The following is an 18,613-nucleotide window of genomic DNA, read 5'->3' on the forward strand; positions in this document are numbered from 1 at the left end:
TTCAGGCGGTTGCGCGCCCCAGCGCCTGGTCGATATCCCACAGGATGTCGTCCACATCCTCGATCCCCACCGACAGCCGCACCATGTCCGCGCTCACGCCCGCGCGGGCCAGCTCTTCTTCGCTCAGCTGGCGGTGGGTGGTGGAAGCGGGGTGGATCACCAGCGTCTTGGCGTCGCCGATGTTGGCCAGGTGGCTCAGGAACTCACAGGCGTCGATGAACTTCTCGCCCGCCGCCGCGCCGCCCTTCACGCCAAACGTGAGGATGCCCGAGGCCCCGGGCGTACCGTCCACGGCGCGGAACTGCTTTTGCGCCAGATCGAAGTACGGAGAATCCGCCAGACCCGGGTAGTTGACCCACGCCACCTGCGGATGGCCTTGCAGAAACTTCGCCACGGCCAGCGCATTGCGGCAGTGCTCGCGCATGCGCAGGTGCAGCGTCTCGGCGCCCTGCAGCAGCTGCCACGCGTTCATGGGCGAGAGCACGCCACCGAAGGTGCGGTTGACCTCCATGCGCGCCTTCATGGTGTAGCCGAAGTCGCCGAAGGTCTCGTAGAACTTCACGCCGTGGTAGGCGCGGCTGGGCTCCACCATCTCGGGGAACTTGCCGTTGTCCCACGGGAACTTGCCGCCCTCCACCACCACGCCGCCCATGGTCGTGCCGTGGCCGCCGATGTACTTGGTGGCGCTGTGCACCACGATGTCGGCGCCCAGGGCCAGCGGGTTGCACAGGTAGGGGCTGGCCACCGTGTTGTCGATGATGAGCGGCACGCCGTGCGCATGCGCCACCTCGGCCACGGCCGCGATGTCGAGCACGTTGACCAGCGGGTTGCCGATGGTCTCGCCGTACACGGCGCGGGTGTGGGGGCGCATGGCGCGGGCAAAGTTCTCGGGGTCGGCCGGGTCCACGAACGTGGTCTCGATGCCGAGGCGGCCAAAGCCCACGCCGAGCTGGCCCACCGTGCCGCCATAGAGCGTGCTGGCCGCCACGATGTGGTCGCCGGTCTTCAGGATGGCCAGCAGCGCCGCCATCTGCGCGGCCATGCCGCTGGCGCAGGCCAGCGCCGCGCGGCCGTTCTCCAGGCTGGCGATGCGCTCCTCGAACACGGCCACCGTAGGGTTGCTGATGCGGCTGTAGACGTTGCCGAAGGTCTGCAGGTTGAACAGGCTGCTCGCGTGTTCGGCGTTGTCGAACACGAAGCTGGTCGTCTGGTGGATCGGCGTGGCGCGTGCGCCGGTCACGGGGTCGGGCTGGGCGCCGGCGTGGATGGCGCGGGTGCCGAAGCCGAAGTCGCGGTCGGCGCCGGAGGGGTGGTCTGATGAGGACATGGTCTTGAATGAAATTGGCAGCAAGCGCTTGATGGGCAAGCGCTGACTGCTATGAATTTGCTAGTAAGGCAGTTGCCGCAGGCGCTTGGCGCTGATGACGCGCGTGTTCACGCCCATCCAGCCCAGGCCGCCAAACAGCCGCGCGTGCTCGATCTTCACGCAGCGGTTTTCGACCACCTGCAGCCCGGCGGCCTCTGCCTGCAGGCGGGCGGCCTCGTTGAACACGCCCAGCTGCAGCCACAGGCAGCGCGCACCGATGGCGATCGCCTCCTCGGCCAGCGGGGGGATGTCCTCGCTCTTGCGAAAGCAGTCCACCATGTCGATGCGTTCGCCCCGGGCCGCGAGCGCCCGGGCGGCATCGGCCACGCTGGCGTAGGCCGTCTCCCCCAGAATCTGCCCGCCCTCGCGCGCGACGAGCGGATTCACCGGCACGATGCGGTAGCCATGCGCCTGCATGTACTTGGCCGCGAAATAGCTGGGCCTGTGCCATTGGGGCGACAGTCCCACCACCGCAAGGGTGCGGCAGTGCGTCAGAATATCGCGCAGGGTGCTGATGGTGTCGGGCGTGCGTGTCATACATGGCAGTGTATGGGGACGGACTGCTGCGGCGCCAGAGCACCGTTGTCCATCCACACTGTGGCCCCGCCCCAGATTCCGAGGAGATCCCGTGCAGAACCCCCCACGCGCTCGCCGCGCCACTGGCCTTGTGGCCGCCGCCGTTGTCCTGTCCACCGTTGCCCTGAGCGCCTGCACGCCGCCCCGCGCGCCCGATGTCCCCAAGGTCCAGCGTGTCACGACCTACGCCTGTGACCGTGGCCCCATGCTGGTGGTGCACTGGCCCGCCCAGCCCGATGGCCCGGCGCTGCTGGAGATCAACGGCCGCACCGTGCCGCTGCAGCCTGAGCGTGTGGTCACCGGCTTTGGGTACGGCGACGGTGGCACCTACATCCGTGGCCAGGGCAACACGATGTTCTTCCAGGCGCCCCGTGTGCTGCGCGTGAACTGCGTGGCGCGCTGAGCCGAGCCCGCCACACTCGTAAAAACTGGCGCGCTCCCCACACCAGTGCCACCGTGGAACTGGCTCCGCCAGGCTACCGGTGGCGTCCCCCGCCGGGGGAAGGCGCGCAGCGCCTCAGGGGGGCTTCCTACTTGTACTTGATGCTGCAGCCATACGGCGCGGTCGTCGCCGCCGTGATGGGCTTGCCCGCCAGCGCCTCGGCCAGCCCCACCTTCACATAGTTGGTGGCTTTCTCGATGTCGGCCGGCCGGGCCGAGGGGATGCTGTCGATGCCGCCCGCATAGACCAGCACGCCCTGCGGGTTGACGATGTACAGGTGCGGCGTGGTGCGCGCACCATAGCTTTTGCCCACGGTGCCCTCCTCGTCCATGAGCACGGCGGTGGGCACGGCCTTGCGCTCGGCGAGCCAGGCCGTGAGTTTGGCGGGCTCCAGGTAGTCGCTGCTGGCCTTCTCGGTGGAATTGACCGCCAGCCACACCACGTCCTGGCCGGTGGCGTGCTTCTGCGTGGCGGGCATGTTGCCGCTGTCGTAGTGCTTGCGCACGAAGGGGCAGCCGGGATTGGTCCACTCCAGCACCACATGTTTGCCCCTGAAGTCCGACAGGCGCACCGTCTTGCCGGCGGCGTCCTTGAGCGTGAAGTCCGGGGCGGGCTGGCCCACGGTCGCGGCGGCCTGGGCACCCAGCGCCACCAGCGCGGCGGTGGCAATCAACGTACGGCGAAGCATCTTCATGGCGGACTCTCCTGAAGGGTTGGCTATCGATGGAAAAGAAACGGGGTGAAAACCTCTACAACTGGGCAATGGTGGAGCGCACCTCGTCCACGCTGAGCACCTCGGTCAGCACCACGGGCGGCTTGCCGGGCCGGTAGAACACATACACGGGCACGCCGCTGCGGCCCAGCGCCGCCAGCGCGGCGGTGATGTCGGGGTCGCGGCGCGTCCAGTCCGCGCGCAGCAGGGCCACGTTCCTGGCCTGCAGGTCGGCGATCACGTCGGCGTCGGCCAGCGTGGTCTTCTTGTTGTACTGGCAGGTCACGCACCATGCGGCGGTGAAGTCCACGAACACGGGGCGGCCCGTGGCCACGATCTGCTCGGCCGCGCCGGGTGCCCAGGGCTGCCAGCCGTTGGCGGAAACCTGCGGGGCGGCCTGCGTGGCGGGCATGGTGGTGATATGCGGCGCAAAGGCCCAGACCAGCAAGGCCATCGCCGCGATGGACACACTGGCCATCCACACGCGCGCGCGGCCCGCCAGCGACAGCGCCCACACCACCAGCGACAGCCCCACCAGCAGGATCAGCAGCGCACCGGCGCCGTCGATGCCGCTTTGCTGGCCCAGCACCCACACCAGCCAGACCACGGTGGCCAGCATGGGGAAGGCCATGAGCTTGCGGAAGGTGTCCATCCACGCGCCGGGGCGCGGCAGCGCGCGGGCCACGGCGGGGATGAAACTCGCGGCCAGAAACGGCAGCGCCAGGCCCAGACCCAGCGCCGCGAACACGGCCAGCGCCTGCGGCGCGGGCAGGGTGGCCGTGAGGCCCAGCGATGCGCCCATGAATGGTGCGGTGCAGGGCGATGCCACGGCCACGGCCAGCACGCCGGTCAGGAAGCTGTCGGCCACCGGGTGGCGCGCCTGCAGGCTGGCCACCGAGGACGGCAGGAACTGCCCGAACTCGAACACCCCCGCCAGGTTGAGCGCGATCAGCGTGAACAGCGCCGCCAGCGAGGCCACCACGGCCGGCGACTGCAGCTGAAAGCCCCAGCCAATGGCCTCGCCCGCCGCGCGCAGGCCCAGCATGAGCGCGCCGAGCAGCATGAACGACAGCACCACGCCCGCCGCGTAGGCCATGCCGCTGAGCCGGTGCGCGCGGCGGTCCTGCGCGTGCCGGGTGAAGCCCACCACCTTGATCGCCAGCACCGGGAACACGCAGGGCATGAGGTTGAGGATGAGGCCGCCGAGCAAGGCACCCAGCAGCGCCGCCGCGAGGGTGAGGGACGATGCGCCGGAGCCTGCGGCCGACGCTGCCGCTCCTCCCGCTTGCGCTGCATTGGCCTTGAGCGCGGCCTCCAAGGCGGGCGACACGCTGGCCACCGAGGCCGCGGGGGGCCAGGTGCCCAGCACCTTGAGCTCGGCCCGGTAGCCGGTGCGGGTGTCGGGGCCGGTGGCGTGCGCGGCCATCTGCTCGGCCAGCACCACGGGCATCAGCGTGGGGCTGTTGCTGCGCTGGGCAGACAGGGGAATCTGCGCGGTCCAGACGGTGCCGTTCCAGGCCTGCTTCCAACTGGCGGCGTTGTCGATGACCTCGGCGGTTTCGGGGAACAGGTCCAGCGTCTTGCCCCGCAGCGCCACGGGCAGGCCCTGCACGCTGACCTGCAGCGCATTGCCGTCGGAAATCTGCGCCTGGCTGTCCGGCACGATGCCGCCGGTGCCCGCCAGCACGGGCCGGGGCTGCGCCTGGGCGGCCGCCTCGAACGCGGCGCCGTTCAGGGCCGTGGTGCTGCGCAGGGGCAGCTGCAGCGTGAATTCGCCCTCTTCGGGGATGCACTCCTTGCGGCAGACCAGCCAGGAGGCGCGCAGCTTGATCGTGGCGTCCCTGGCGAGCGGCCCGGCGGCAAAGCTGCCGGCCACCGTGACGGGCACGGGCAGCAGCACCGTGCCTTCATAGCCGTAGTTGGCCAGGGTGCCGATGGGGATCTTGCGGGGCAGGGGCCAGGCGATCTCGCCCGCGTCCAGGCCGGCGGGCAGCGTCCAGGCCAGGTCGGTGGGCAGGCCGGAGTCGCCGGGGTTCTTCCAGTAGGTATGCCACTCGGGCTGGTGGGTGATCGAGAGGCCCAGCCACAGCGGCTGGCCGGGCGCCACGCCCTGGGGGGCATGGGCCATCAGCTCGGCCCGCACATACGGCGTGGTGACCACGCTCGTGCCCTGGCCGCTGGTTTTGGAGCTGAATTGGGCGCTGGCGCTTGTCCATAAAGCGCTGGCAGCTATGAAAAGCAGAGTGACCGCAAGGCGGTGGAGCAGGCGTTGGGGCATGGTTGCAGTGTGGGAGCAGGCGCGGCGCCGTTGGTTCCGGCGCCCGGCCGTCCATTCAGTGAATCCGCCATTGTGCGCGGGACCGCCCTCCCTCTGGAACGGGGCGCGCCCCGCGGGCCCCCTGGGGAAACGGGCGCAGCAGCTCCGGCAGGAGGCGCCGGGGACCGCCCCGAAGAGCCGCCGCGTCTCGTGGCGGCACGGGGGCTACTGGGTGTTCAGGCTCAGTTCCGCACGCGGTGTCCACTTGTCGGGCTGGCTGCCCGACTTGGGCGCGGCCACGAACAGCCGTTCGGCGGGCAGCTTCTGCGCCACCAGATAGGCCCGGATCGCCTGGCCGCGTTCCTGCGCGAGTTCGGCGGCCATCGCGTCGGTGGCGCTCTGGCTGGTGATCAGCAGGGTTTCCATCTCGGGCACCGTGAGGTCCTTGGCCAGGCCCACCAGGTTGCGCGGCTTGGGGATGTCGGCGCGGCGGTACACCTCCTTGAGCAGGGCGGGGTACTCGGCCGCCGACACGGGCGCTGCCGTGTCGCCCCCGCCCGCACGGCGCTTTTCGGCGGCCACCAGCTGCTGCAGGCGTTCGCGCTGCAGGCCTTCGCGCTCGTCCTTGAGGCTCGCCATGCCGGTCACGGTGATCTTGAGGGCCGGCCGGTCGGTCAGCGCCTTCACCACCTTGTCCAGATTCTGTTTCGCCTCGGCCGTGAGCGCGGCGCTGCCCGGCGCGAAGGCCACGTGGCTCAGCTCGTTGCCGCCGCCAAAGGCGCTGGCCAGCAGGCTGAAGGGGGCGGTGAGGGCCTTGCCGATGAGGTTGACGATGATCCGGCCGATCACCGGGCCCAGGCGGAACTGCGGGTCGTTCAGCGAGCCGCTGATGGGCAGGTCCAGGTCGATCACGCCGTCGCGGTCGGCCAGCAGCGCCACCGCCAGCTTCACCGGCAGGCTGTTGGGCGCACCCTCCACCGGCTCGCCAAAGGTCAGCTGGTTGAGCACCAGCCGGTTGCTGGCCGTGAGCTGGCCGCTCGGCAGCACCTTGTAGTTCACATCCATGCTGAGCTTGCCGCGCTCGATGCCGTGTCCGGCGTACTTCACCGCATACGGCGTGAGCGGCGGCAGCTCCAGGTCGCGCACCTTGCCCACGATGTCGAGCGCCAGGGGCTTGGCCAGCGGGTTGAGCTTGCCGGTGACTTCCAGCGACGCCGAGCCCTCGGCACGGCCGCGCAGCTCCAGGTCGGCCAGCATGGGTTCGCCGCCCGGGGCCTCGGAAGAGAACGCGCTGAGCCGGCCGGTCAGCTCCGAGAGGTCGGCCGAGTAGTTGGGCCGGATGAAGAAGTCCGAGAACGCCACCCGGCCATTGACCAGGCTCACCGGCCCGAACTGCACCACCGGGGCCAGCGGGTCGGCCTGGGCCACTGCGGCGCTGGCGGGGGCCGCGGCGGAGGCAGAGGCCGCGGGGCCGCTCGCTGCGGCGCTGGCGGCGTTCGCGGCCTGCGCCTCGGCGGGGGTCTTGGCGATGTCGCTCAGATTGATGCGGCCGACCTCGTTCACGGTGATGCGCGCGAAGAAGTCCACCAGGCTGGTCTCCTTGACCTCCACGCGCGGCGCCGTGCCCGGCGCCGTGGCCACGGACAGGCCGCGCAGGCTCAGGCTTTTCCAGGCCAGCAGTTCCTCGCCCACCTGCGCCTCGGTCTTGGGCGTGGAGGCGGCCGTGCTGTTGGCCTTGAGTTCGTCGACGGCGGCGTCGCCCGCCAGGCGCAGGCTGGTGCCCTTGTCGTTCTGCGCCAGCGCGACCTGGCCCCGGAAACCCACGTCCGCGCGCAGCAGCTCCACCGACAGCTGGCTGGCCAGGTAGCCGTCCAGCGCATGCAGCGGCAGCCGCGCGATGTCGAGCTTGCCCTGCGCGGCCAGGGGCTGCAGGGCCAGGGTGCCCTGGTAGTCGATCCGGCCTGCCTCGGGCTTGCCCGCGCCCCTGGCGCCACCCTTGCCGGGCGCGGCCACGCGCGCCGAGAGCTGGAAGGCCTCGGGCCTGGCGCCGTCGCTGGCAAGGTTCCTGGCGCTCAGGTTCAGGGCGGAAACTTCCAGGGCCGCGGGCCGTGCCTGGGCGTTGTCGGCGAAGGAGACCACGCCCCCCTGCACGGCGAAATCGGCCACGCGCAGCTTCCAGGGGGCGGCCGCGGCGGTGCCCGGGGGCGGGCTGGCGGGGGCGGGCGACGGGCTGGCGCCCTTGGCCCAGCGCTCGAACATCCAGCGCCCGTCCGCGCCCCGGTCCACCGTGGCCTGCGGCTGGCTGAGGGTCAGCTTCTCCAGCGTGACCGTGCGGGCATCCAGCGGCACCTGGGCGCCCTGCACCTCCAGCCTGCCCAGGCTGGCCAGCGTGGTCTTGCCCTGCTTCACCGACAGTTGCTCCAGGGCCAGGGGGCCGGCCGTCAGGGTGACGCCGGTGGCGCCGGCCTGCGCGGCCTTGGGGCTGGGCGCCTCCCACAGCACGGCCACGTCGCCCGTCAGCTGTCCGGACACCTGCGGCTCCAGCGCCTGCGCCAGATAGGGGGCCGCCAGCTGCAGGGCCAGCGCGTTGACCGAGACAGTGGTCTGCGCCCGCCGGTCAGTGGCTTCGCCCACGAAGGCCAGGGCGCTGCCTTGCACGTTGAGGCCCCCCTTGAAGGTGAAGGGCTTCGACGATTCGGTGAAGGGCAGGGCGATGCCGGCGGCGTTCAGCGTGAAGTCGGTGGCCTGCAGCGCGGCGGCCGGGCGCGTGCCCTGGTCGGCCCAGCGCACGGTGCCGCCCCGCACCGCGGCGCTGGCGACGGACACCTCCCACGGCGCGGGCGCGCGGGGGGCTGCGGCCCTGGCGCGCGCGGGGCCCGATGCAGCGCCGCTGGCGGGTGTTGGGGGCGCTGCCTCGGAGCTGGCGGGCCCGCGCGCGGCGCTGGCCGGCGCGGCCTGTGCGACCTGCGCGGGGGCCGACGGCGCCTGGGCCAGCTGGGCCCAGTTGATGTCGCCCGACGCGTTGCGCGTGGCGGTCACCACGGGCGCGGTCAGCTCCACATGGCTCAGACGCACGATCTGTTCCAGCGGCCGCACATCGGCCATGTCGATCTTCAGCCCGTCGTAGGCCAGCAGGTCCTGGCCGCCCCGGTCGGTCATGCGCACATCGCGTGCCTGTACGGTCCCGCTGAGCTTCACGGCCATGCGGGGCGCCTGCTCGAACGCCACTTTCACATCCACATCCAGCGTGGCGCCCTGCACCTTGACCGGCAGGCTCGCGGGCAGGTACCCCAGATAGGGCGCGAGATTCAGCCCCTGCCAGCGGACGTTCGCGTCGGCATGGGTGGTCTGGGCGAAGGGGGTGCCCTGGGCGGAGGAGTCGAAGCGGCTGCCGCCCAGCACGAACGCCAGGTGGGGCTCGACCTTCACGTCGCGCTGGCTGGAAAGGGTGCTCACGAACGGCACCTGCAGCGCCAGCTCGCGCACCTCGTGGGTCTTGCCCACGCTGCTGTCGGTGAAGTCGATGCTGCCGCCGGTCAGCGCCAGGTTGTAGAGCGCCAGGCGCGCCGGCCCCGTGTCGGGCTCGTTCGTTGGCGCGGTGACCTTGGCGATGATGTCGTCCACGTCGTAATGGCCATCGCCGCGGTGCGTGAGGCGCAGCACGGGGTTTTCCACGGTGAAGGCATCCACCACGGGCGCCAGGCGCAGCAGTGACTGCAGTTCGCCGTCGGCGTAGATGCGGCCGATGGTGAGCTGGGGTGGCGCGCCCTCGTCGGCGCCGGCCACCGCCACGTCGCGCAGGGCCAGCTCCAGCGTCCAGGGCTTGAAATCGATCGCGCCCACCGTCACGGCACGGCCCAGCTGCGCGGTGGCCGCGCGCTCCAGCGGGCCCTTGAGCAGCGGCGGCACGGCCAGCCAGGTCAACAGCCACAGCCCGGCCAGGGCCAGGGCGGCGCGCACGATGGGGCGGAACCAGCGGTGCTGGCGGACGGAGGCAGGGGTGACGGAGCGCAGGGAAAACGGCATGGCGGCAGGCAGAAGTGAGCGCCGCCGTCCCAGGAGGCCTGGTGCAAGACCGCGTGCGCGGGCCGCTATTGTCCCTGTTGTACGTCAGGCCGCGTAAACCAATGCAACGGGGGTACCGCCCTGGCTCAAGATTGTTGACATTTGAGGGGGTGGCCAGGGCGTGGGCTCACTGGGCAAAGCCCGGTGCCACCCTGCGGGTGGTGGCCAAGTGCCACGTCTTTTGGTGCGCACTCATTTGCGCTGCGCACCCATGAGTGCACCCCAAGGAAAAGCGCTCTTCGCTGCGCTCACTGGGCAAAGCCCAGCACCACCCTGCGGGTGGTGGCGCTTTTCTTTTCAATCTTCGTCACCACGATGGCGCCGATCTCGGACGTGTTGGCCACATGGGTGCCGCCACAGGGCTGCAGGTCGATCAGCGGTGCACCGCTGTCACCCCCGATGCGGATGGTGCGGATGCGCCCCGTGCCGCGCGGGGGCTGCACGCTCATGCTTTTGACCAGGGCAGGGTTGGCGTCCAGTTCTTCGTCGCTGATCGAGGCCACCGTGAGCGGGTGCGCGGCGGCCACCAGGGCGGCGATGGCGGCGGTGAGGGCTTCCTTGTCGAGCGGGTCGGTCATCGCAAAGTCCAGCCGCGCGTAGTCGGGGGTGATGGAGCAGCCGTTGACCAGCTGCGGCACCACATGGCACAGCAGGTGCGAGGTGGTGTGCAGGCGCATCATGCGGTGGCGGCGCTCCCAGTCGATGCGGGCGGTCACGGCGGTGCCCGCCGCCAGCCGCGCCAGGCCGTCTTCCTGCCCGGGGACGGGCACATGCACGATGTCGCTGGTGGGGTTGCCGTCGGCATCCTTTCCCTTGCGGGTGTCGGCGATGGCAATGCTGCTGCCGTCGGCGAGCACGAGTACGCCGCTGTCGCCGGCCTGGCCCCCGCCCAGCGGATAGAACACCGTGCGGTCCAGCACGATGGCGCCGGTGTCGGTGATGGCGGTGACGTGCGCATCGCAGTCGCGCAGGTAGGCGTCTTGTCGGAAGATGTCTTGGGTCATGCGGTGATGGTAGCGGCATGGGCGGCGCCCCGTGGCTGCAGGGATACCACGGGCGCGGGCCGCCGGCTGCCATGGGCTGGGCAAGGCGGCGCCGAAGTGACGCGGCCCCGGACAGGCCCTAACATCGCGGCATGACCGCTGCCGCCGCGACCTCCTCCGCCCGCCCCGCCTTGCCCTCCCGCTTCTGGGCCGACCTGTCCACCCGCGACTTTGCCGCGCTGCAGGGCACGGGCCAGGCCGGCCAGGTGGTGGCCGTGCTGCCCGTGGCCGCCGTCGAGCAGCATGGCCCGCACCTGCCGCTGTCGGTGGATGCCACCCTGCTGCAGGGCGTGATCGACGCGGCGCTGCCGCAGCTGCCCGCCGACCTGCCCGTGCTCTTCCTGCCGCCGCAGAACGTGGGCCTGAGCCCGGAGCACATCCGCTTTCCGGGCACGCTCACGCTGTCCCCCGCCACGGTGATCGCGCTGTGGACCGAGATCGGCGAATGTGTGGCCCGTGCGGGCATCAAGAAGCTGCTGCTGTTCAACGGCCACGGCGGCCAGGTGAGCGTGATGGACATCGTGGCGCGCGAGCTGCGCACGCGCTGCGACCTCATCGTCTACAGCGCCAGCTGGTTCAGCCTGCCGCTGCCCGATGCGGTGGCGGGCCAGTTCAGCGGCGAGGAGCACCGCTTTGGCATCCACGCGGGCGAGATCGAGACCTCGATGATGCTGCACCTGGCGCCTGGCGCGGTGCACATGGAGCACGCGCGGGATTTCCGCTCCACGTCGCAGGACCGGGCGGAGCGCTACGCCATTCTGGGCAACGGCAAGAGCGCCAAGCTGGGCTGGCAGATGCAGGACTACCACCCCGCGGGTGCCGTGGGCAATGCCGCTGGCGCCACGGCGGGCAAGGGGCGCGCGGTGGTGGAGGCCGCGGCGGGCCAACTGGTGGCGCTGCTGCAGGAGCTTGCGGACCTGGCGCCGCAGACGGTGCGCCCCGATACGGAATGGGAATAGGCCCGGATGTGCTGGCCGGGCCCACCGTGGCCCGGCGGCACCATGCCTCGCCGGGATTTGCCACGGCTGCGCCCGTGAGCTCGAACCCCGTGCCCTGAACCCGGTTCCGGGCGCGCTGGATAGGCGGGCAGGGGAACAGGCGGGCCCGCTGGCGGCTATGCGTGCGTGATCCAGTCCAGGTGCGGCCCCTCGTTCAGGTGCGGCAGGGTGTTGAAGGTCTGCATCATCAGCCGCTTGGGCGCGATGGAGAACTCCGTCACCGCGCTGTTGCGCAGGCGCATGTTCAGGGCGATCGTCACCTCGGGCGCCGTGCCCAGCACTTCGCCCACGGCGGTCGAGATGGGGCCGCCGCTGCTCACCAGCAGCACGTTGTGGCCCACGTGGTGATGGCGCACATGGTCCAGTGCCGCGCGCACGCCGGCGGAGAATTCGTTCCAGCTGGGCATGCCCTGCGGGCTGATGACGCCGGCCATCCACTGGGCGAGCGCGTCGCACAGGATGCGGAAATGCTGGCGGTACAGCTCGGGCGTGTCGGCGCGGCCCAGGGGCTGGGGGTGGATGGCGGCGATCAGCGCATGGCTGTCGTACTCGTTGAGCCCCGGCAGCCGCAGCACCTCGGGCGCGGTCCGCAGGCCCTCGGCGATGCCTTCCAGCGTTTGTGTGTGGCGGCGCAGCGTGCCGGTGATCACGGCGTCGAACGCCAGGCCGCGCGCGCGCCAGTATTCGCCCAGGCGCACGGCCTGCTCACGGCCCCGCGCGCTCAGCTGGTCGTAGTCATCCGCGCCAAACGAGGCCTGGCCGTGGCGCACGAGGTAGAGGGTTCCCATGCGGCGGATTGTGGCCAGATTCGGGCCCTGGCGCTTGTCGCACAAGCGACCAATGCTACTGAAGATGTAGCAATTGAGCCCGTATGGACAAGGTGGTCAGGCCGCCAGGACGCTGCCGAACACCGGCGCGTCGACGTTGCCTCCCGTCAACGCCAGGCCCACTGCCTGCCCCTGGAGTTGCGCGCGCTCCTGCAGCGCCGCCGCCAGCGCGGCCGCGCCCGCGCCCTCGGCCACGTTGTGCGTGTCGGTGAAAAGGGCACGCATGGCGGCGGCCACCTCGTCGTCGCTCACCTGCACGATGTGGTCGATGTGCGGGGCGATGATGGCCAGCGCCTCCCGGTCGGCCACGCGGCAGGCCATGCCGTCAGCCAGGCGCGTGGTGACCGGCGCCTCGACCACGCGGCCTGCGGCCAGCGAGTCGGCGTAGGTGGTGGCATGGCTGCTGACCACGCCCACCACGCGCACGCCGTGGCCCAGCGCCAGCTTGGCCGCGATGGCCGAGCACGCGCCCGAACCCTGGCCGATGGGCACGTACACCACGTCGAGCTGGGGCACGGCGCGCAGGAACTCCCACCAGTAGGTGCTCACGCCGCGCAGCAGGTCGGGGTGGAAGCTGGGCACCATGTGGGCGCCGCGCTCGGCCGCGAGGTCCATGGCGAACTCGCGCGCCTCCTGGAAGTCGCTGCCGTGCTCGATGAGCGTGACGCCCAGCGCGCGCATGGCGGCGTTCTTCTCGACCGAGTTGCCTTCGGGCACGACGATGGTGCAGGCCACGCCGTGGCTGCGCGCGGCCCAGCCCATGCTCTGTCCGTGGTTGCCGCGCGTGGCGCTGATCACCTCCCGGGGCATGGCGCCGCGCCGGGCGAGCTGGTCGAAGTAGGTCAGGCCGCCGCGGATCTTGAAGGCGCCCACGGGCGTGTGGTTCTCGTGCTTGAGCCAGCAGTCGGTGCCCAGGCGTTCGCTCAGCAGGCCCCAGCGGTACTGGGGCGTGGGCGGAAAGTCGCGGTACACCACCTGCGCGGCGGCCTCGATGTCGGCCAGGGTGGGCAGGAGGGGGGTGGTGTCGAGGCGGGCGTTCATGCGGCGGCTTTCTTTTCGGTGAGCAGTCTGAGGGCGAGCAGGCCGAGCACCGTGCCCATGAAGTAGCGCTGGGCCCGCATCCATGCGGCGTTGCGGTTGAGGAACAGCGCCACGCGGGCGGCGCACAGGATCAGCAGTGCGTTGACGGCCGCGCTGGTGGTGATCTGCACCGCGCCCAGCGTCAGGCTCTGCAGCAGCAGGTGGCCGCGCTCGGGGTGCAGGAACTGCGGGAAGAACGACAGGTAGAACATGGCGACCTTGGGGTTCAGGAGGTTGGTCATGAAGCCCATGAGGAACAGCGTGCGCGGGCCGTCGTGCGGCAGGTTGCGGGCCTCGAAGGGCGCGGCGCCGCCGGGCTTGACGGCCTGCCAGGCCATCCACAGCAGGTAGGCGGCCCCGGCGTAGCGGATGGCATCGAACGCCACGGGCACGGCGGCCAGCAGCGCGGTGAGGCCCAGTGCCGCCGCCAGCAGGTGCACCAGAAAGCCCAGCACCACGCCCGCCAGCGAGATCAGCCCCGCGCGCGGTCCCTGGGTGAGGCTGCGCGAGACGCAATAGACCATGTTGGGGCCGGGCGTGAGCACCAGCACGAGGGCGGCGAGCGCGAAGAGCAGCAGTTCCTGTGCGGAAAAGAGCATGGTGGTTACTCCGGAATGAAGGATGAAAGGGTGACCGGGCCGCGCGGCGTGGAGAGCTGGGCGGTGAGGCGGGGCACATCCCCCGCGCCCACGGCCACGTGGGCCGCCACGCCGACTGCTGCGCAGGCGGCCTGCAGCGTGGCCGATTGCGGGTGCTGCAGCGCCAGGGACTGCAGTTGCACGCCAGATGCCGGCAGGCTGTCGCAAGGGTGCGCATCGCTCCACTGGATGAGCGTGGGCAGGCAGCCGTCCATCAGGCGCAGCCCATCGCCGCGCACGGTGATCTGCCACTGCAGCAGCCCTTGCGGCGTGGGACGGCTGGCGGTGACGATGGCGCCGCGCTCCATGCCGAGCGCCGACAGCGCGGCGCACCCTTCGGCCACGTCGGGCACGGAAGCCACCCAGTGGATGAGCCGTGGGCCGTGTTGCGCCACATGGTGCTGCAAGGCGGCATCATCCATGTCAAACCAGCGTCTGGCGCTTTCTGGTATTGCGCGAGCAGCTCCTGGGTTGATAGCAATGATCTCCAGGTAGGTGCGTGGATGCGCGGTGCTCCCCACATTCAGGATGCGGTTGTGCGTGCCCATCAGCGGGTGTTCGCCGCCTGCCGTGGGCGTGATGCCCAGCGTGCGTTCGCACCACGACACGCCCGAGGCCAGGTCGGCCGCGAGCACGACCAGATGGTCCACGCAGGGCGGCCTGGGCGCGGCGGCCGTCACAGCAGCACCTCGCCCGACACGCAGGTGACGGAGCTGCCACCCACCCAGATGGTGTCGCCGTCCTGCTCCACGAACACGCGGCCCGCGCGGGCCAGGCAGGTGCCCTGGCTGGCCACGTACCGGGTGGGGGCCAGGCCGGCGCCGATGAGCCACTGGGCCAGCGCGGCGTTGAGGCTGCCGGTCACCGGGTCTTCGGCCAGGCCGTTGTTGCCGGGGAAGAAGGCGCGCACCTCGAAGGCAATGCCCTCGGCGTCGGTGCTGCCGATGACGCCCACTTTTCCACGCGGGCCCACCACGCCCACGTCCAGATGGCCGAGGATGCTGGCGTCCGGCCTGAGCGCCAGCACCTGCTCGGCCGAGCGCAGCATCACACCACGCCAGTTGGGACCGTTGTCGCACCAGGCGTGGTGCAGGATGTCGCCGCGCGCCACGCCCAGGCCGCGCGCGATCAGGGCTACATCGGCTTCGGGCAGCGGGCCGCTCTTGATGAGCGCGGGCGCCGCGAACGCGAGGCGCTCGCCGTCCTGGCGCAGCGTGACCAGGCCCACGCCGCACTCCTGCACCACGGTGCCGGCCACCCGGGGCTGGCCCCCGGCCTGCAGCCAGGCGTGGCAGCTGCCCAGCGTGGGGTGGCCGGCAAAGGGCAGTTCGCGCCCGGGGCAGAAGATGCGCACGCGATAGTCGGCACCGGCGGCGCGGCCTTCGGGCGTGGGGGGCAGCAGGAAGGTGGCTTCGGACAGGTTGGTCCAGTTGGTGAACTCCTGCATGGCCTCGGTGCTGAGGCCGGTGCCATCGAGCACCACCGCCAGCGGGTTGCCGCGGTAGGGCTGGTCAGTGAAGACGTCGACTTGCTTGAAGGGGCGCTGTTGCATGGTGGTCGTGGTCCTTGGAACAAATAGTGGTGAAACGGGCGGCGGATCGATCGGGGGAGGGCACGCCGGGGGCTGACCGGGGACGTGGCTCGGTGTTTTTCAGCTGTGTTCGGTGGGCGCCGGGGGGAGCCCACGGGGTCGGGGTTCAGCCGCTGGGGCGTGGGGTCTTGGGCGAGGTCATAGCAGCACCGTGCCTTCAATGCAGGTGACGGCGCGCCCGCCCACCCAGAGCTGGTGGTCGTCGTCCTGGCGGATGTGCACGCGGCCCGCACGGCCCAGGCACTCGCCCTGGGCCACCAGGTAGCTGCGCGGGGCCAAGCCGTCGGCGATCAGCCATTCGGCGAGGCTGGCATTGAGGGTGCCGGTGACCGGGTCTTCCGGGTTGCCCATGGGCGCGGCAAACGCGCGCACCACCACGCCGGGCCGGCTGGTGTCGCTGGCGGCGGGGCCCACATGGATCACGCCCACGTCCTGGCCCAGGTCCTTCAGGCGCGCATGGTCGGGCTTGAGGCCCAGCACGGTGTCCGCGCTGTCGAGCAGCAGGCCCAGCCACACGGGGCCGTTGTCCAGCAGCTGCGCGCCCTGGATCTGCTGGGGGCGCACGCCGAGCGCGCTGGCGATCAGCGGCACCAGCGCGGGGCTGGGCGCGCTGCGCTGGAGGGGCGGTGCGGCAAAGGCCAGTGTGTCCTTTGCCTGCGCGATGCGCACCAGGCCCAGCGCGCACTCCTGGATCGCCAGGCCGCTCTGGCGCGGCGTGTTGCCCGCCTGCAGCCAGGCGTGGCAGGTACCCAGCGTGGGGTGTCCGGCAAAGGGCAGCTCGCCATTGGGGCTGAAGATGCGCAGGCGGTAGTCGGCGCCCGCAGCGCGCCCGGCCTCGGTGGGGGGCAGCAGGAAGGTGGTTTCCGACAGGTTGGTCCAGGCCGCGAAGCGGCGCATGTCGCTGTCGTCCAGGCCGTCGGCATCCAGCACCACCGCGACCGGGTTGCCGTAGCCGGGCCGGTCGCTGAAGACGTCGATCTGCTTGAAGGGGCGCTGGTGCATGGTGAGGTTCAGGAGAGAGGCTGGTCCAACACGCCCCGAGCGCCGGGGCGGGTGCTGACCGTGTTGTACCACCGCTCCAGGTGCGGCCGCGCGATGCGGTCCTGCGGCAGGCCCCACCAGCGGTGGATCTCGCAGCCCACGGGAATGTCGGCCATGGTGAACCGGTCTCCCGCCATGAAGGGCTGGCGTGCCAGGTGCGCATCCAGCATCGCCAGCAGGGGCTCGGTGGCCGCCACCGACGCGGCAATCAGCGCATCGCTGCGCTGCGCGGCCGGCGTGCGTATCCACTGGATGAAGGCATCGCGCCCGGCCGGGTTCAGCGTGGTCTGCTGCCAGTCCATCCACTGCTCGGCCACGAAGCGCTCGCGCAACGCATCGGGGTACAGCTCGCCCATGGAATGCCGGGCACACAGGTAGCGCACGATGGGGTTGGACTCCCACAGCACGGCGCCCGTGTCGTCATCCTCGATCAATGGGACGAGGCCGTTGGGGTTGAGCCCGAGGTAGCGGGCCTCGCGCACGATGCCGAACTGCCCCCCCGCATCGGTGCGCTGCAGCGTGATGCCCAGCTCCTGCGCCGCCCACACCACCTTGCGCACGTTGATGGACGAGAGCCGTCCCCAGAGCCTCAGCATGTTGAATCAACTTTCATGGTGCGTTGCGCGGCCCGTGACGCAGGAAGCGGGCGCGGCCCAGGCGAGGTGGCCGCGCTGCGCCACAGGGGGTGTTCACTTGCTATCGCGGATCGCGGCGGCCAGCGCGGCGATGCCCGTGGCGATCTGCTCCACCGTGGACGTGACGAATGACAGGCGCAGCGTGCGCGGGTCGGCGTTGTCGGCATAGAAGGCCGCGCCGGGCACGAAGGCCACATTGCGCTCCACCGCCTTGGGCAGCAGCTCGATGGCGCTCATGCCCTCGGGCAGGCGCACCCACAGGAACATGCCGCCGTCGGGGCGGTTCCATTGCACGGACAGGCCCTGCATCTCCTTGTCGAGCGCGGCCAGCATGGCCTCGCACTGCTGCTTGTACAGCGCGCGGATGGTGGGCACGTGGCGGTCCAGGAAGTTGCCCTTCATCACCTCGGCCACCAGGCGCTGGTTGTAGCCGGGCGTGTGCAGGTCGGCCGCCTGCTTGGCCTGCAGCAGCTTGGGGTACACGGCCTTGGGCGCCACGACGAAACCCAGGCGCAGGCCGGGGGCCAGCACCTTGGAGAACGAGCCCATGTAGATGCAGCCCTCGGGGTTGCGCGCCGTGAGCGGTGCGGGTGGCGGCGTGTCGAACCACAGGTCGCCGTAGGGGTTGTCCTCCACCAGCGGCAGGTTCAGTTCGGCGGCGGCCTGCACCAGGGCGGCGCGGCGGGCTTCGCTCATGGTGCGGCCCGTCGGGTTCTGGAAGTTGGGCAGCACGTACAGGAAGCGCGCCTTGCCGGCGCCCGTGCCCACCTTGGCCTTCAGGTCGTCAATCAGAACGCCTTCATCGTCGCTGGCCACGGACACCACGGCGGGCTCCATGGGCGTGAAGGCCTGCAGCGCGCCCAGGTAGGTGGGTGTTTCCACCAGCACGCGGCTGTCCGTGTCGATCAGCACCTTGGCGATCAGGTCCAGCGCCTGCTGCGAGCCGGTGGTGATCAGCACCTGGTCGGCGTCCACGTCCCAGGGCAGGAAGTCGGCGATGGCCTGGCGCAGCGGGGCGAAGCCTTCGCTGGCGGCGTACTGCAGCGCGGCCGGGCCGTCGTTGGCCAGCACGGCGGCGGAGGCTTCGGCAAAGGCCGAGACCGGGAAGGTCCTGGGCGAGGGCAGTCCGCCGGCCAGGCTGATGATGCCGGGCTTTTCGGTGACCTTGAGGATTTCGCGGATGACCGAAGGGTTCATGCGCTCGGCGCGGCGCGCCAGGGTCCAGGTGCTGGTCTGTGGAAGGTCGTTCAGTTTCACTCTCGTCTCCTGCGGGCAGTCCCCAAGGACCGCCCCTGTTGCAAAGTCGCCAAAAAATCGGATGCGGCGCGCCGGGCCGGGCACT

16 protein-coding genes are annotated in these 18,613 nt (G+C 70.9%); 2 read left to right on the top strand and 14 right to left on the bottom strand.

Going from position 1 to position 18,613, the window contains the following annotated elements:
- Position 1 precedes the first annotated feature (1 nt).
- A complete protein-coding gene (locus tag AC07OD_RS17740; protein WP_492245107.1) occupies positions 2-1,327 on the bottom strand; it encodes an O-acetylhomoserine aminocarboxypropyltransferase/cysteine synthase family protein in 1,326 nt (441 codons plus the stop codon).
- Positions 1,328-1,387: 60 nt separating this feature from the next.
- Complete coding sequence (locus tag AC07OD_RS17745; RefSeq protein WP_218341301.1) at positions 1,388-1,903, bottom strand: CoA-binding protein; 516 nt, start codon at positions 1,901-1,903, stop codon at positions 1,388-1,390.
- Positions 1,904-1,994: 91 nt separating this feature from the next.
- On the opposite strand from AC07OD_RS17745, the gene AC07OD_RS17750 reads away from it, so the two are divergent.
- Entirely contained in the window at positions 1,995-2,345 is a 351-nt protein-coding gene (locus tag AC07OD_RS17750; protein WP_218296924.1) for a hypothetical protein, read from the top strand.
- Between the two features lie 127 nt (positions 2,346-2,472).
- Here the strand turns inward: AC07OD_RS17750 and AC07OD_RS17755 are convergent, their stop codons facing one another.
- From AC07OD_RS17755 to AC07OD_RS17770, 4 genes are all read right to left on the bottom strand, one after another.
- On the bottom strand, positions 2,473-3,078 hold the full coding sequence (locus AC07OD_RS17755) for a thioredoxin family protein (RefSeq protein ID WP_494597657.1): 606 nt from the start codon (positions 3,076-3,078) through the stop codon (positions 2,473-2,475).
- Between the two features lie 55 nt (positions 3,079-3,133).
- Positions 3,134-5,374: a protein-disulfide reductase DsbD family protein gene (locus AC07OD_RS17760; RefSeq protein WP_494597658.1), complete on the bottom strand. Its 2,241-nt coding sequence runs from the start codon at positions 5,372-5,374 to the stop codon at positions 3,134-3,136.
- 204 nt (positions 5,375-5,578) lie between these two features.
- Positions 5,579-9,379 carry a DUF748 domain-containing protein gene (locus tag AC07OD_RS17765; protein WP_494597659.1) on the bottom strand — a complete coding sequence of 1,267 codons (3,801 nt, stop codon included), beginning with the start codon at positions 9,377-9,379 and terminating at the stop codon, positions 5,579-5,581.
- Positions 9,380-9,666: 287 nt separating this feature from the next.
- Positions 9,667-10,422, bottom strand: a complete 756-nt coding sequence (locus AC07OD_RS17770) for an alanyl-tRNA editing protein (protein WP_494597660.1) — start codon at positions 10,420-10,422, stop codon at positions 9,667-9,669.
- Between the two features lie 131 nt (positions 10,423-10,553).
- Here AC07OD_RS17770 and AC07OD_RS17775 point away from each other — a divergent pair, with 131 nt between their 5' ends.
- A complete protein-coding gene (locus AC07OD_RS17775; RefSeq protein WP_218296929.1) occupies positions 10,554-11,420 on the top strand; it encodes a creatininase family protein in 867 nt (288 codons plus the stop codon).
- A 155-nt stretch (positions 11,421-11,575) separates the two neighbouring features.
- Here AC07OD_RS17775 and AC07OD_RS17780 read toward each other — a convergent pair whose 3' ends face one another.
- From AC07OD_RS17780 to AC07OD_RS17815, 8 genes are all read right to left on the bottom strand, one after another.
- Positions 11,576-12,247 carry a histidine phosphatase family protein gene (locus tag AC07OD_RS17780; protein ID WP_492245111.1) on the bottom strand — a complete coding sequence of 224 codons (672 nt, stop codon included), beginning with the start codon at positions 12,245-12,247 and terminating at the stop codon, positions 11,576-11,578.
- Positions 12,248-12,343: 96 nt separating this feature from the next.
- Entirely contained in the window at positions 12,344-13,327 is a 984-nt protein-coding gene (locus tag AC07OD_RS17785) for a threonine dehydratase (RefSeq protein ID WP_494597661.1), read from the bottom strand.
- Complete coding sequence (locus AC07OD_RS17790; protein ID WP_218341811.1) at positions 13,324-13,965, bottom strand: LysE family translocator; 642 nt, start codon at positions 13,963-13,965, stop codon at positions 13,324-13,326. The genes AC07OD_RS17785 and AC07OD_RS17790 overlap by 4 nt, the downstream gene beginning before the upstream one ends.
- Before the next feature lie 5 nt (positions 13,966-13,970).
- Positions 13,971-14,654, bottom strand: coding sequence for a VOC family protein (locus AC07OD_RS17795; protein WP_494597662.1), 684 nt, complete (start codon positions 14,652-14,654; stop codon positions 13,971-13,973).
- 26 nt (positions 14,655-14,680) lie between these two features.
- The gene (locus tag AC07OD_RS17800) at positions 14,681-15,556 is read right to left on the bottom strand and encodes a PhzF family phenazine biosynthesis protein (protein ID WP_492245114.1); all 876 of its coding nucleotides are present in this window, start codon (positions 15,554-15,556) and stop codon (positions 14,681-14,683) included.
- Positions 15,557-15,733: 177 nt separating this feature from the next.
- Positions 15,734-16,597, bottom strand: a complete 864-nt coding sequence (locus AC07OD_RS17805) for a PhzF family phenazine biosynthesis protein (RefSeq protein ID WP_218341813.1) — start codon at positions 16,595-16,597, stop codon at positions 15,734-15,736.
- Between the two features lie 8 nt (positions 16,598-16,605).
- On the bottom strand, positions 16,606-17,232 hold the full coding sequence (locus AC07OD_RS17810; protein ID WP_492254010.1) for a glutathione S-transferase: 627 nt from the start codon (positions 17,230-17,232) through the stop codon (positions 16,606-16,608).
- Positions 17,233-17,325: 93 nt separating this feature from the next.
- Positions 17,326-18,528, bottom strand: coding sequence for an aminotransferase-like domain-containing protein (locus AC07OD_RS17815; RefSeq protein WP_218296937.1), 1,203 nt, complete (start codon positions 18,526-18,528; stop codon positions 17,326-17,328).
- Positions 18,529-18,613: the final 85 nt, after the last annotated feature.

Source organism: Acidovorax sp. GW821-FHT10E03 (assembly GCF_059415205.1).